The 14,037-nt window shown below is 72.2% G+C and carries 14 protein-coding genes and 1 pseudogene; all 15 read right to left on the bottom strand.

Features of this window, described 5'->3' with window-relative positions:
• Positions 1–8: 8 nt before the first annotated feature.
• On the bottom strand, positions 9–1,592 hold the full coding sequence (locus tag SH587_RS02835) for a PucR family transcriptional regulator (protein WP_320669043.1): 1,584 nt from the start codon (positions 1,590–1,592) through the stop codon (positions 9–11).
• Between the two features lie 455 nt (positions 1,593–2,047).
• The gene (locus tag SH587_RS02830) at positions 2,048–2,404 is read right to left on the bottom strand and encodes a hypothetical protein (protein WP_320669042.1); all 357 of its coding nucleotides are present in this window, start codon (positions 2,402–2,404) and stop codon (positions 2,048–2,050) included.
• Complete coding sequence (locus SH587_RS02825; protein WP_320669041.1) at positions 2,401–2,670, bottom strand: GlsB/YeaQ/YmgE family stress response membrane protein; 270 nt, start codon at positions 2,668–2,670, stop codon at positions 2,401–2,403. The genes SH587_RS02830 and SH587_RS02825 overlap by 4 nt, the downstream gene beginning before the upstream one ends.
• Before the next feature lie 85 nt (positions 2,671–2,755).
• Positions 2,756–3,583 (bottom strand): mechanosensitive ion channel family protein, encoded by an 828-nt coding sequence (locus SH587_RS02820; protein WP_320669040.1) that lies wholly within the window; start codon positions 3,581–3,583, stop codon positions 2,756–2,758.
• Positions 3,580–3,882, bottom strand: coding sequence for a hypothetical protein (locus SH587_RS02815; RefSeq protein ID WP_320669039.1), 303 nt, complete (start codon positions 3,880–3,882; stop codon positions 3,580–3,582). Before SH587_RS02815 ends, SH587_RS02820 begins: the two co-directional genes overlap by 4 nt.
• Entirely contained in the window at positions 3,879–4,454 is a 576-nt protein-coding gene (locus SH587_RS02810; protein ID WP_320669038.1) for an RNA polymerase sigma factor, read from the bottom strand. The genes SH587_RS02815 and SH587_RS02810 overlap by 4 nt, the downstream gene beginning before the upstream one ends.
• Positions 4,455–4,514: 60 nt before the next feature.
• Positions 4,515–4,715, bottom strand: coding sequence for a CsbD family protein (locus SH587_RS02805; RefSeq protein WP_320669037.1), 201 nt, complete (start codon positions 4,713–4,715; stop codon positions 4,515–4,517).
• Between the two features lie 91 nt (positions 4,716–4,806).
• Positions 4,807–5,994: a fatty acid desaturase family protein gene (locus SH587_RS02800; RefSeq protein ID WP_320669036.1), complete on the bottom strand. Its 1,188-nt coding sequence runs from the start codon at positions 5,992–5,994 to the stop codon at positions 4,807–4,809.
• Between the two features lie 17 nt (positions 5,995–6,011).
• Entirely contained in the window at positions 6,012–7,115 is a 1,104-nt protein-coding gene (locus SH587_RS02795) for a ferredoxin reductase (protein ID WP_320669035.1), read from the bottom strand.
• A 168-nt stretch (positions 7,116–7,283) separates the two neighbouring features.
• Positions 7,284–7,718, bottom strand: a complete 435-nt coding sequence (locus tag SH587_RS02790; RefSeq protein WP_320669034.1) for a Na-translocating system protein MpsC family protein — start codon at positions 7,716–7,718, stop codon at positions 7,284–7,286.
• A 351-nt stretch (positions 7,719–8,069) separates the two neighbouring features.
• Positions 8,070–8,222, bottom strand: a complete 153-nt coding sequence (locus SH587_RS02785) for a hypothetical protein (RefSeq protein ID WP_320669033.1) — start codon at positions 8,220–8,222, stop codon at positions 8,070–8,072.
• 301 nt (positions 8,223–8,523) lie between these two features.
• Positions 8,524–10,179, bottom strand: coding sequence for a dipeptide ABC transporter ATP-binding protein (locus SH587_RS24590; RefSeq protein WP_375341724.1), 1,656 nt, complete (start codon positions 10,177–10,179; stop codon positions 8,524–8,526).
• A 165-nt stretch (positions 10,180–10,344) separates the two neighbouring features.
• A pseudogene (locus SH587_RS24585) lies at positions 10,345–11,160 on the bottom strand (ABC transporter permease); the annotation flags it as partial.
• A gap of 70 nt (positions 11,161–11,230) precedes the next feature.
• Positions 11,231–12,196: an ABC transporter permease gene (locus SH587_RS02775; RefSeq protein ID WP_375341723.1), complete on the bottom strand. Its 966-nt coding sequence runs from the start codon at positions 12,194–12,196 to the stop codon at positions 11,231–11,233.
• Between the two features lie 206 nt (positions 12,197–12,402).
• Entirely contained in the window at positions 12,403–13,977 is a 1,575-nt protein-coding gene (locus SH587_RS02770) for an ABC transporter substrate-binding protein (RefSeq protein WP_320669030.1), read from the bottom strand.
• Positions 13,978–14,037 lie beyond the last annotated feature (60 nt).

Below are 14,037 nucleotides of genomic sequence, written 5' to 3'. Positions count from 1 at the left end.
CCGCCCGGTCACTGCTCCAGCGGCGCGTCCGGCGAGGCGAGCAGCGCGAGGTAGAGCGTGGCGAGCAGCGACGGGTGCTTGAGCGACTCGCCCAGCTCCTCCTCGACCCGCATCAGCCGGTAGCGGAGCGAGTTCGGGTGCAGGTGCAGCGACTGCGCGGCCTCGGCGATGTCGAGGTCGTGCCGGAAGTAGGCGACCAGCGCGTCGTAGCGGGTGGGGTTGCGCCGCAGCGGCCCCAGCAGCTCCTCGACCCGCGGCTGGACCGACTCGGCCGGCACCTGGCTGATCAGCAGCGTGGCGAGGTCGAACCGCTCGAAGGCGAGCACGCGCTCGGCGGTGCCGTGGCGGATCCGCTCCAGCGCGATCCGCGTGTCGCGATGGGAGTGGGACACGGCGTCGAGCTCCTGGACCGCGCGGCCGATCCCGGCGACGATCCCCTCCCGCGCCTCGGTGAACGCGGTCACGACCTCGACCACGCCGACCTCCGGCAGCTCCTGCAGCAGCGCCGTCACCGCCCGCTCCGACACGGCAACGAGGTACGCGAAGCCGCGGTCCCGCGCCGCCTTCCAGAGCTCCTCGGCGACCTGCTGGAGCCGCTCCGGCGACGCCGCGCCGTCGCTCGCGCCCTCGATCACGACCATCCGGCCCGGTCGCGCGAAGTCGAGGCCGAAGGCGCGTGCCCGCGAGGCGAGCAGGCTCGGCATGGCGCCAGGCGGCGCGGCCAGGATCTCCTCCAGCAGCGAGCTCCGGACCGCGGTCTCCTGGTCGCGGGCGACGTCGCCGAGCCGCGTCATCGCCACCAGCAGCGGCACGGCCGCCTGCGCGACCGGCTTGGTGAGCTTGTCGACGAAGGCGGCCCGGCGACTCGCCACCACCAGCCAGCGCACCGGCATGTCGCTCGTCGAGGCCACCGGCGTCGCGATCGCGTGCCAGCCGGCGGCGTCGAACTCGCGCAGCGCCGGTCGGCGATCGGCGATCTTGGCCCACAGCTCCTCGGTCGGCGCGTCGCCGCTGGCCGCCTCCAGCCCGCCGTCGGCGCTGAACAGCAGCACCGTCGCGTTGACGAGGTCGGCGAGCCGCTCGATCACCGTGTGCTCGGGCTGCGGGTCGGCGAGCGCGTCCATCAGGTACCGCTGCATCGACGTCAGCCGCCGGTAGCTCTGCACCTCGCTGTTGAGCAGGCAGCGGTTGACGAACGAGATGATGTCGCGGTACGGCGTCTCGAACGGGACCGAGAAGACGGGGAAGTCGAGCTCTCGCGCCTCCTCCAGGATCACCTCCGGGATCGAGTGGAAGACGGCGTCGGTCGCGAAGCCGAGCGCCGTCGCGTTGGCCTCGGCGAGCTCCCGCACCAGCTCGCGCTGGGCGTCGGGCCGGCCCGGCAGGCGGACGCCGGTCGTCAGCATCACCCACTTGACGTCGAGCCACCGCGTCGGGTGGTCCAGCTCCATGCTCTGCGCGCCCGCCACCGGGCGCCGCAGTGCCTCCTCGTCGCCGACGACCAGCTCCAACCCGAACTCGCGCTCGTCGATCAGGTCGCCGAGCGTGAAGACCGAGCGGAACGGGGGTCGCGAGACCTCGCCGACGCTCATGCACGACCCCGTGAGGCTCGCGCGAGACGTCCGCCCAGGTCGTCGGAGATCTCGGACCCCCGCTCGCGAACGCGCTCTACGTCGGACATGACCCTCCTCAGGGGTGGTGGCGCGGACGACCATCGCCGAGCGGATGGTCCGTCCAATGCACTTTCTACCCGTTGCGGCGCCACCGTGCCATGCCCTATTCCCGTCAGCTTCTGCGCGTCCGCGCCCCCGATAGGTCTGACCAACCGCGCCCTCGGCGACCGGCGAGCGCCCCGCGACCGGCATCCCCCTCGCAGCCTAGCCGCGGCGGCGCGTGCCGGGTGCCCGCTCGCCGACCGCCACCGCAGCCGCTGGACGAGGACCGGGATCGTGATCTTCCAGCGGCCCTCTGACCCGCTCGCGTGGCGGTTGACCCCCGGCGTCCGGGGGCGATCCGCCACGCGAGCCGGCAGCGGGCGGGCGACGCCTCAGAGCTGGCGCGAGGACCAGAGGATCGCGGCCAGGACCACCGAGGTGGTGCCGACCGCCAGGCCGACGATCCACCCTTCGACGTCCTGGCTGGCGAGGATCGCGCCGAGGGCGGTCGCGATCGCGATCACGCCGAGGGTCGCCACGATCCGCATCGCCCCGCGCTCCAGCCCGCTGCGTCGACGCTCCCGCGCGGGCACCATGCCGCTCGCCGGCACCTGGCCCGCGCCGGGCTCGCGGGGCGGACCGTCGCCGTCCTCGGCCGACCCCGACCCCGCCGCCGGGGCCGCGGCGGGGTCGGGGTCGGGGTCGGGATCGAGAAGGTGCGGATCGACGGTCTGGTCGCGGGACGTCATGCGTGACTCCGGCGCCCGCCGACCACGAAGCCGTAGATCCAGAGCAGCAGCAGGGCGCCCAGGATCGCGGTCACCCAGGTGCCGATGCTGAAGAAGCTCGAGAGGCCGCCGATGCCGATCGCCGAGGCGATCAGGCCCCCGAGGATGGCGCCGACCACGCCGACCACGAGCGTGCCGAGCAGGCCGCCGGGCTCGGGGCCGTTGTTGATCGCACGAGCGATGAGACCGGCCAGCAGGCCGAGGACGAGAAAGGCGATGATGCCCATCGGGGGCTCCTTCGTTCCGGGGGGATGGTCGGGACCCCAGCGGGGTCCCCTGCCCTGGGACGGATCTCGCGCCCGAAAGGTTTCGTCAGCCGTCGGCGTCCGTCGGCGCGCGCGCGACGACCAGCGGCTCGGTCAGCAGCAGGTGGTTGGGCAGATGCGCCAGCCGGCCGTCGGGCAGCTCGATCTGGACGAAGGTCGGTTCGAGCGCGCGGACGACGCCCCGGTAGCCCGCGACCTCGATCTCGTCGCCCTCGTCGACGGTGCCGAGCAGGTATCGCGACGCGGTCACCGCGCGGGCCGCGTCGCGCCCGCCGAGGCCGAACGCGAGCGTGCCGGTCGCCAGCACCGCGGCGAGCACGATCGCCACCAGCATCAGCAGCAGCTCGGTCGAGATCGCCACCTGCGCCGCCGCCGTCAGGACGAAGATCGCGACGATCAGGACCTGGAGGGCCCGTCCGAGCGGGAACGGCAGGTCGAGCTCGTCGCCCAGCCGGCGGGCCCGCGGCTCGACCGCGGCCCCCAGCAGGACCCCGACGAACACCAGCACGAGGGCGGCGAGGACGCGCGGGAGGAACAGGACCCCGGCGTTGAGCGACTCGCTCAGCACCGCGACCCCGAGGACCGAGATCGCGGCCGAGATCACGACCAGCAGCGCGGCGACGCGCACGACCTGACCGATCGCCGCCGCCAGCGACGGGGCCAGCCCGACCCGACCGAGAACCGGTCCGACGCCGTAGTGCTCGCCGAGGTCGTCGAACCCCAGCCGCCGCAGCAGCCGACGGGTCCCCGCGCCGAGGATCCGCGCCAGGAACCAGCCCGCGGCCAGGATCACCAGCGCCGCGGCGAGCCGCGGCACGAACGTCCCCAGCGCGTCCAGCAGACGGTCGTCGAAGGGGCGGACGGCGGCGATCATCGCGGTTCCTCACGGTCGGGACGGCCGGACGGGGGCTCGTCGTCGGATCGGTGCTCCGCCGCCGAGCCGACGACCCGGCGCCGCAGCAGCAGCCGCAGCGCCTCGCCGATCGAGCTCGCGAGCGCGCCGGCGTCGCGGGTGGAGCGGTGCAGCGGACGTTGCCAGCGGGCGCGCGCCAGGACCCGGCGATCGAAGTGCTCGGCGTCGCGGGTCGTCGGCGGATCGCGACGCAGCTCGTCGAGCAGCTCGCCGAGCCGCTCCTGGCCCGGTACGCCCGCGGGCTCGTCCGCGCCGTTCATCGGGGCAGGTCCCAGTCGTAGGTGTTGTTGCGCAGCAGGTCGATCAGCTCCTTGCGAGCACGGAACAGGCGGCCCTTGACCGTGCCGATGGGCGCCTCCGTCGCGTCGGCGATCTCGTCGTAGGCGAAACCCTCGAGGTCGCGCAGCACCAGGACGACCCGGTGCTCCTCGCGCAGGTCCAGCAGCTTGCGCTCCAGACGATCGCGGCGCTCGCGGGCCTCGAGCTGGCGGGCGGGCTGCCGCGAGCGATCGTCGTCGCGGACCGCCACCTGCGCCTCGCCCTCGGGGTCGACGGGCAGCGGCCGCCGCCGGCGGACCGCGTCCAGGGCCGTCCGGTGCGCGATCTGCAGCAGCCAGGCCCGGAAGCTGCCCGTGGCCCGGTACTGCGGCAGGCGCGAGAGGCAGCGCAGGAACGCCTCCTGCGCGACGTCCTCGGCCTCGTCGGGCCCGACGACGCGGGCCGCGACCCGCACGACGGTGTCGCGATGCCGAGCCACCAGCGGCTCGAAGGCCTCCAGGTGGCCGTTGCGCACCCGGCGGACCAGCGCCGCGTCTGACGGGACGTCATCCACGCCGCCAGCCTGTCACCCGGACCGGCGGCGCGGGCGACGCCGATGCTGACCTCCCGGGCGTCATCCGCGGTCGTCGCGGCGCAGCGCATCCTTCACCCGGTCGACCGCCGCATCGGCCTTCTGCTTGGCGTCGTCGACGACCTTCTTGGCCTTGCCGGCGGCCTGGTCGCCCTTGCCCTCACGGCGCAGCTGGTCGTCGCCGGCGGCGGCGCCGATGGCCTCCTTGGCGCGGCCCTTGATTCCGTCGCTGTCCGGGGTCATGTCGTCTCCTCGGGGTCGAACTGGACGCCCCTGGGACGGTGCCGGGCCCGCGAGAGTTACAACCGCTGGATCCGGGCGGTGCCCGTCCCGCTCAGGGAAAGGCGGGGATCGCGCCGTGCGCGCCGGCGACCGTCGCCGGCGCTTCCGCCGGCTCCGCGGCGGGCGCGACGTACGGTCCGGGCTTGGGCCGTTCGCGACCACCGGGGAAGGACAGGCGCAGGAGCGTTCGCTGGACCATCAGCCACTGCTGCCAGAACGGGCCGCTGTTGTACGGCAGGCCGTAGCGCTCGCAGATCTCCTTCACGCGCGGCGCGATCTCGGCGTAGCGCGAGGACGGCATGTCGGGGAACAGGTGGTGCTCGACCTGGTAGCCGAGGTTGCCGCTCATGACGTGGAAGAGCGGCCCGCCCTCGATGTTCGCCGCGCCGATCAGCTGCCGCACGTACCAGCCGCCGCGGGTCTCGTCGGCGACCTCGTCCTCGGTGAAGGTGTAGGCCTGGTCCGGGAAGTGGCCGCAGAAGATGATCATGTTCGACCACACGTTGCGGACGACGTTGGCCGTCGCGTTGGCCACCAGCGTCTTCTTCCAGTGCTTGCCGGAGAGGGCCGGGAAGACGATGTAGTCCTTGAGGATCTGGCGGCCCGCCTTGCCGGCGATGCCCCGCAGCTCGCGCCGCAAAAGCTTCGGGTCCTTGCGCCGCTCGCGGATCGCGTCGATGTCGAGGTCGTGGAGGGCGACGCCCCACTCGAACAGCAGCATCAGCAGCACGTTCACCAGCGGCTGCGCCAGGTAGCGGGGCTCCCAGGGCTGCTTGGGGTCGACGCGCATGATCTCGTAGCCGACGTCCTTGTCCTTCCCGACGATGTTCGTGAAGGTGTGGTGGACGTAGTTGTGGGAGTGCTTCCACGAGGCGGCGGTCGACGCGGTGTCCCAATCCCACGTCGAGGAGTGGATGTTGGGGTCGTTCATCCAGTCCCACTGGCCGTGCAGGACGTTGTGGCCGATCTCCATGTTCTCCAGGATCTTGGCCGCCGACAGGCCCGCGGTCCCGAGCGCCCAGGCCGGCGGGTAGCGCGAGGCCATCAAGACGATCCGCGACAGCGCGACGAGCCGCCGGTGGAAGGTGATCATGCTCCGGATGTAGGTGGCGTCGCGCTCGCCGAGGTCGGCCTTGACCTCGTCGTGGATCCGCTGGAACGCCTGGCCGATCTCCTCGATCTGCTCCGGCGTGAGGCGCTGCAGCGGGTTCGTCGCGGCGCTGGTCCCGGTCTCCGACATGCGTTCCCCTCGGTCGCTCACAGCTCGATCTCCACGTGGCCCTCGGGCGCGTTGACGCAGGTGCGCACGGTCTGCCCCTCCTCGCCGTGGACCTCGCCCGAGCGCAGGTCGCGCACGCGACCCGAGCGCAGCTTGCCCACGCAGGTGTGGCAGATCCCCATCCGGCAGCCGTGCGGCAGCGTCGCGCCGGCGCGCTCGCCCCCGACGAGGATCGACACGCCGGCGTCGCACGTGGCCTCGACGTCCGTCACCAGGAAGCGGACGCTGCCTCCCTCGCCGAGGCCGCCGTCGCCCTCGCCGATCACCGGCTGGAAGCGCTCGGTCCGCAGCAGCGCCGGATCGTCGCCGTGCTCCTTCCAGTGCTCCTGGAAGACGTCGATCATCTCCCGCGGACCGGAGAGGAAGGTCGCCCGGCCGCGCCAGTCGGGAACCAGCCGGTCGAGATCGACCGTCCGCAGGCGCCCGTCGCTGCTGCTGATCTGCTCGTGCAGCCGGTAGCCGCGGTGACGCCGCGCGAGATCGCGCAGACGCGGCCCGAAGATGAAGCGCTCGGCGGTGCGCGTCCCGTGCAGGTGGACGACGTCGTGCAGGGCCCCGCGCCGCTCGAGCTCGCGGAGCAGGGCGAAGACGGGGGTGATCCCGCTGCCGGCGGTGATCATCAGGATCCGCTCCGGGGTCTGGTCAGGCAGCCCGAACTCGCCCTCCGCGGCCCCGAGCAGCACCTGGGTCCCGGGCCGGCAGCGGCGCGTGAACCACGGCGACATCTCGCCGTCGGGCACGTGCTTGACCGTCACGCCGAGGAGCCCGTCGGGGTGCCCCGGGTCGCTGGTCAGCGAGTAGGCGCGCCAGCGCCTGATGCCGTCGATCTCGGCCCCGATCCGCAGGTACTGGCCGGACCGGTGGCCGGGCCACGGGAAGTCGGGCCGGACCACCACCGTGCAGGCCCCGTCGGCCTCCGCGACGACCCGCTCGACGGTCCCGGTCAGCTCGCGCGTCGACCACTTCGGGTTCAGCAGCGCGAGGTAGTCGTCGGGCAGCAGCGGGTTCGTCAGCGCCCGCGCCGCCCGCAGCACGCGGCGACGAAGCGGGGACACGCGGGGCGTGGCGGCGGACTCGACCATGGCTCTCCTCCGGCGTCTCCGACCAGCGGGCGACGCCTGCGAGTCATGAGCCAATCAGATTCGGTGCACGCCCGTCAACCCACAACGGACGAGCGACTGTGCTCCTACCAAGCGGCGGGCGCGCGTCGAGTACACGATCATGCACCGCGAGGACGACGGGCGGGAGCTTCACGACCGCTCGGCCGGATCGGGATCCAGCAGGAAGAACTCGGTCGAGATGTCCTGCACCGGGTCGTGGCCGGCCACGTAGCCCCGCACGCTGCGGTTGGTGGCCGCCGCGACCACGTCGCAGGACGACGCGCGCCGGCCGGTCTGGACGAACACGCGCGTCTCGCGGACGCGTCTCGCCTCGCCCATCTCCACCTGGGTCCGCTCGGCGGCGGAGTGCGTTCCCTCGAGCACGCAGAGGACCGCGTCCTGGCGCACGTTGTAGACCCGGATCGCCTCCGGCCCACGACCGTAGGAGTCCTTGTAGATCTGCGCGATCCCGTTGGCGATCTCCTTCGCCCCACTCCTCGTTCGCGCTCCGACTCGGCATCGCTCGCAGCCTAACCCCGGCGGTGCGTGCCGAGCGACCGTTCGCGGAGCGGGAGACCACGCCACCCGGTGGTCGAGCCGCGCAGCCAGCCCGCCCCTGCGATCGAGGACCGCGGAACCGGCGAACCCGCAGCCGCGAGCGCGCTGGCTCGCGGCCCCTATGCCCGGCGGCTCCCCGACGCAACCGCGAGGGGCGCGGCCGCTGGCTCTAGCGTCCGCGACGCGTGTTCGCGAGCCGCCGGACCGCCGCCACGGGCAACTCGCCCGCCCAGTCGGCTGCGGGGCCCGCGCCGTCCCGCCGCCGTGACGACGGCGACCGCTGGCGCCGCAGGCCCCCGAACGGCTCGCGGTCCCCGTCCTCGCCCGGGCCTCGCTGGCCGCGCACGTCGTAGGCGCCGGAGCTCCCGGGCGGGACCATCAGGCGGCCTCGTCGGCGCCGTCGCGCGGCAGCGGCGCGACGGTCAGGCGCCGCGCTTCCTTGCGGGCGAGCTTCTCGATCCGACGGTCGCGCAGCTTCTGCTCGCGGTCGAGCTTGGCGAAGGTCGTCTTCTTCTTCCGGTTCGATCCCATGGATCTCCCTCTCGTGGTGATCTGGCTCCGCTGGCTCCGCGGCGGCGCTCGGGCCGGCGCGCGATTCGCGGCGGCTCGGATGACGACGACGTTCGCCGCCGCGGGGCCCTTGGGCCCCTGCTCGGCGTCGCAGCTCATCGACACGTCTCGGCCAGCGACTGGAGGCCGCTGGCCTGGATCGCGCTGTGCCGAGGGGCCCCGGAGGCAACGACTGCAAGACGCGGGCCCTGCGGACGGCCACACGGATCGTGCGACCTGCAACGAGCCTAGCGCATGGACCGTCGGGGCCCGCCCCCTCTCCTCACCCCGCGTCGGTCAGGAGCGTGCCACGGACCGCCCGCCGGCGGCGCTGCTCGGCGGGATCGGGCACCGGCACCGCCGCGATCAGGCGCCGCGTGTACTCCTCCTTCGGCGCCCCGAGCACCTGGGCCCGCGGGCCGATCTCGACCAGCCGGCCGTGCTGCATCACGGCCACGCGGTTGGCGAGCGCGTCGACGACGGCGAGGTCGTGGCTGATGAACAGGCAGGCGAAGCCGAGCCGCTGCTGCAGCTCGGTGAAGAGCTCCAGCACCCGCGCCTGGACCGAGACGTCGAGCGCCGAGGTCGGCTCGTCCGCGATCAGCAGGTCGGGGTCGAGGGCCAACGCGCGGCTGAGGCTGACGCGCTGGCGCTGACCGCCCGACAGCTCGTGCGGGAAGCGCGAGGCGTAGGCGGCCGGCAGCTCGACGTTCTCCAGCAGGCTCCGCACGCGGGCCTCGATCTCGCCGGCCGGCAGGTCGGTCTGGGCCCGCAGCGGCTCGCCGATGCAGTCGCCGATCGACATCCGCGGGTTGAGCGAGGCGGCCGGGTCCTGGAAGACGAAGCCGAACCGCTTGCGGTGGGGACGGAGCTGGTGGTCGGAGAGACCGGAGATCGTCGCGCCGGAGACCTGGATGGTGCCGCTGGAGGGCTGCTGGAGCCCGACCGCGGCCCGGCCGATCGTCGACTTGCCGGAGCCGGACTCGCCGACCAGGCCCAGCACCTCGCCCTTGCGGATCTCCAGCGAGACGCCGTCGACCGCGCGGAACGACGGCTGGCCGAGCCGGCCCGGGAACTCCACCACCAGGTCGTCGACCTCGAGCACGACCTCGGCGTCGGCGATCGGCAGCGGCCCCTGCTCGCGGCCGAGGTGCGGCACCGCGTCCAGCAGCGCCCGCGTGTAGCTGTGCCGTGGGGCCGAGAAGAGCTGGTCGACCGGCGCCTCCTCGACGATCGTGCCGCGGTACATCACCACCACCCGGTCGGCGGTGTCGGCGACGACGCCCATGTTGTGGGTGATCAGGACGATCGCCGTCCCCAGCCGCTCGCGCAGCGAGAGCAGCAGCTCCAGGATCGCCGCCTGGACCGTCACGTCGAGCGCCGTGGTCGGCTCGTCGGCGATGATCACGTCCGGGTCGCAGGCGATCGCCATCGCGATCACCGCCCGCTGCTTCTGGCCGCCCGAGAGCTGGTGCGGGTAGTAGTCGACCCGCTGCTGCGGGTCGGGCAGGCCGACCATCTCGAGCAGCTCGATCGCCCGCTCGCGCGCCTGCTTCCGCGACAGGTCGCGGTGGGCCCGGATCCCCTCGGCCAGCTGCCAGCCGATCGTGCGGACCGGGTTGAGCGCGGTCGACGGCTCCTGGAAGACCATCGACACCTCATCGCCGCGGATCGGCCGCAGCTGGGCGTTGCTCATTCCCAGCAGCTCGCGTGGCGGCCGGTCGGGCGCCCGCAGCGTCGCCGCCCCGGCCACCGACGCGGTCGCCGGCAGCAGCCCGAGGACGGCGCGCGAGCTGACCGACTTGCCCGATCCGGACTCGCCGACCACGGCCACGACCTCGCCCGGGGCGACGTCGAAGCTGATCCCACGGACCGCGCGGATCGGCCCGGCGTCGGTCCGGAACGAGACCGCCAGGTCGCGCAGCGAGAGCGCCGCCACCCGTTTCGCCGCCCCGTCGCCGTCGTCCGTCCCGGCCTCCTCCCCCGGGCCAGCGACCAGCGGCGTGGTCAGCGCCGGCGCCTCGCCCTGCGGCCCGACCAGCTCGTCCAGCTCGATCTCGTCGGCGCTGCTGCCCGCGTCGCCGCTGCGGGTCCGCAGCAGCGGGTTGAGGATGTCGTTGAGGCTCTCGCCGACCAGCGTCACCCCGAGCACGATCAGCACGATCGCCATCCCCGGGAAGAGGCCCGTCCACCAGATGTCGTTGGTCGCGTCGGGCAGCGCCTTGTTCAGGTCGTAGCCCCACTCGGCCGCCGACGACGGCTCGATCCCGAAGCCGAGGAAGCCGAGGCCGGCGAGGGTCAGGATCGCCTCCGACGCGTTCAGCGTGGCGATGATCGGCAGCGTCTGCGCGACGTTGGAGAAGATGTGGCGGAAGAGGATCCGCGGCGTCCGCACGCCGACCACGCGGGCGGCGTCGACGTAGGGCTCGGTCTTGGCCGACAGCGTCGCGTTGCGGGTCACCCGGTAGTACTGCGGGATGAAGATCACGGTGATCGACAGCGCCGCGGCGAAGATCCCGCCGAGCGCGCCGCTCGACCCGCCGGAGACGACGATCGAGACCACGATCGCCAGCAGCAGCGAGGGGAACGCGTAGAGCGCGTCGGTGATCAGCACCAGCACCCGGTCGAGCCAACCGCCGACGTAGCCGGAGATCAGGCCCAGCGGGACCCCGATCACGCTCGACGTCAGCATCGCCAGCAGGATCACCTCGACCGCGGTGCGGGCGCCGTAGATGACCCGCGAGAGGACGTCGGTGCCGCCGACCGTGGTGCCCATCAGGTGATCGGCCGACGGCGCCTGCTGGGTGCCGAACGCGACCCCGTTGGCGCGGTCGGCGTTGAAGTCGTAGGGCGCCAGCCAGGGCGCGAAGAGCGCGACCAGCAGGAAGACCGCGATGATCACGAAGCCCAGCACGAGCATGAAGCGCTGGAGGCCGTGGCTCTGGCGGACCACGCTGGGCACCAGGCGGGAGAGCGAGGGACGGGGCATCTCAGAACCTCACTCGCGGGTCGACGAGGGCGACGATCAGGTCGATCAGGAAACTGGTCACGCAGACCACCAGCGCGATCACCGTCACGATCCCCTGGACCGCCACGAAGTCGCGGGCGGTCAGGTACTGGGCCAGCATGTAGCCGAGGCCCTTCCACTCGAAGGTCTTCTCGGTCAGGACGGCGCCGGCCAGCAGCATCGCGATCTGCATCCCCATCACCGTCACCACCGGCACCAGCGCGTTGCGGAAGGCGTGCTTGGAGACCACCCGCCGCTCGCTGACGCCGCGCGCCCGGGCCGCGGTCACGTAGTCGGCGCGCAGCGTCTGCAGCAGGTTGATCCGGACCAGCCGCAGGAACACGCTGCCGGTCAGCAGACCGAGCGCGATCGCCGGCAGCAGCGCGTACTGCAGCACCTCGCCGACATAGGAGAAGTTGCCGGTCTGGAGCGCGTCGATCAGGAAGACGTTGGTCTTCGGACTGACGTTCTGCAGCATCAGCTCGGTCGTGGTCGACGCCCGGCCCGACGACGGCCAGCCCGTCGGCGTGAAGATCAGCTTCAGCAGCAGCCCGAGGAAGAAGACCGGCGCCGCGTAGACGACGATCGAGAACAGCCGCAGCCCGACGTCCGGCAGCCGGTCGCGGTGGCGGGCGGCCAGCCGGCCGAGCGGGATCCCGATCGCGAAGGCGATGATCAGCGCGTAGAACGACAGCTCCAGCGTCGCCGCGCCGTTGACCTTCAGGATCTCCGAGATCGCCCGGTGGTCGGTCAGCGTCGTCCCGAAGTCGCCGTGCAGCAGGCCGCTGACGTACTCCCAGTACTGGGTCAGCAGCGGCCGGTCGAGCCCGGCCTGGGCCTTGCGCTCCGCGATCTGGGCCGCCGTCAGCCGGCCGCCCTGGGCGGCGGTGATCGGATCGCCGATCACCCGCATCAGCAGGAAGACGAGCGTGACCAGCACCCAGATCATCGGGATCACGAGCGCCAGCCGGACGAGCAGGTAGCGCGTCAACGGGCTCAGTCGCCCGCGCGGGCGGGTTTCGGGTGCGGAGGGCTGGGGCTCGATCGGAGCGAGCGCCTCGGCGGTGGACATGCGGGACCTTCCGGTGCCGGGGAACGGGGCGGACGGGAGCGGGGCGGGCGGACGCGATCACGCGCCCGCCCGCACCCCGCGGCTCAGCCCTTGGAGAGCGAGGTGAACCGGAACTTGAACGCCGGGTCGAGGGTCTCCTGGATGCCCTCGACGTTCGGCTTGGCGATCGCGATCTGCGCGCCCTGCAGCAGCGGCAGCGTCGCGACCTGCTCCGCGGCCTTGTCCTGGATCTGGGCCAGGACCCGCTCGCGGGCGCCCTTGTCGGCCTCGGTCCGCTCCTGGTCGAGCAGCTTCGTCATCGCCGGGTCCTCGTAGTGCGACTGGAGGAAGTTGTTCGGCGCGAAGAACGGCGTCAGGTAGTTGTCCGGATCGGGGAAGTCCGGGAACCAGCCCAGCTGGTAGACCGGGTAGGCGTCCTTGACCCGCTCGGCGTTGTAGGTGTTCCACTCGGTCGACTGCAGGTCGACCTTGAACAGCCCCGACGCCTCGAGCTGGCGCTTGACGGCGTTGTACTCCTGGTCGGAGCTGGAGCCGTAGTGGTCCGGGTTGTACTGGAGCTTCACGTCGACCGGGGCCTTGACGCCGGCGTCGTCGAGGAACTTCTGGGCCTTGGTCTTGTCGGGCTTGGCGCCGTAGAGCGTCTTGAAGGCCTCGGTCGCGCCGAACTGGCCCTTCGCGACCGGCGAGTAGGCCGGGGTGAAGGTGCCCTTGTAGACCTGGGCGGCGATCTCGTCGCGGTCGACCGACGAGGCGATCGCCTGGCGGATGGCCTGCTTCTGGGCGTCGCTCGAGCCGGGCATCGTCTTCAGGTTGAAGACCATGTAGCGCAGCTCGCCGCCGGCGCCCTTGTAGACCTTGACCTTGTCGTTCTTCTCCAGGCTGGCGATGTCGGTCGGCGTCAGCGAGCGCCAGGCGACGTCGATCTTGCCGTTCTGGATGTCGAGCTTGAGGTTGTTGGCGTCGGCGTAGTAGGTCATCGTCACGTCGGCCTTGGCCTTGCCGTACGTGCCGTCGTAGTCGGGGTTGACCTTGAACTGCGCGAGCTGGTTCTTCGTGTAGTCGCCGATCGTGTACGGGCCGGAGAAGCCCTGGGCCTTCACGGCCGCGGCGTCGTCGAGGACCTTGTCGGCCGGGTAGCTCTCCTCGTCGACGATCGGACCGGCCGAGGTCACCAAGACCTGCGGGAAGGTCTGGTCGTTGGGCGACGCGAGCGTGAACTCGACCGTCTTGTCGTCGGTCGCCTTGACCGACTTCATCGCCGTCAGCAGCGACGCAGGCCCGTTCGGGTCGTTGATCTTCTTGATCCGCGTGAACGAGAAGGCCACGTCGGACGCGGTCAGCGGATGGCCGTTGGCGAACTTCAGGCCCGGCTTGATCGTGCAGACGTAGGTCGTCTTCGTGCGGAAGTCGCACTTCTCGGCCGCGTCCGGCGTCGGATCGGTCGAGCCGGGCTCGAAGTTCAGGAGGTACTGGTAGACCTGCGTCTGGACCTGCAGCGAGCCGTTGTCGTAGGAGCCCGCTGGGTCGATCGAGACCACCTTGTCGGTGGTGCCGACGACGAGCGGCGTGTCGCCGCCGCTGTCGCTCGAGCCGCATCCGGTGGCGGCGAGGGTCGCCGCAGCCGCGGTCGTCGCGACCGCGAGGTGGAACTGCTTCATGGGTGCTCCTGGGTCACGTGCCGGCATCGGGACCCGGCATCCGTGGCACCGTACCCGCCT

The sequence above is a fragment of the Patulibacter defluvii genome, from assembly GCF_034096925.1.
Lineage (GTDB): Bacteria > Actinomycetota > Thermoleophilia > Solirubrobacterales > Solirubrobacteraceae > Patulibacter > Patulibacter defluvii.
The sequence above is the reverse complement of the archived record's forward strand: the minus strand, read 5'-3'. Positions and strand labels throughout refer to the sequence as shown.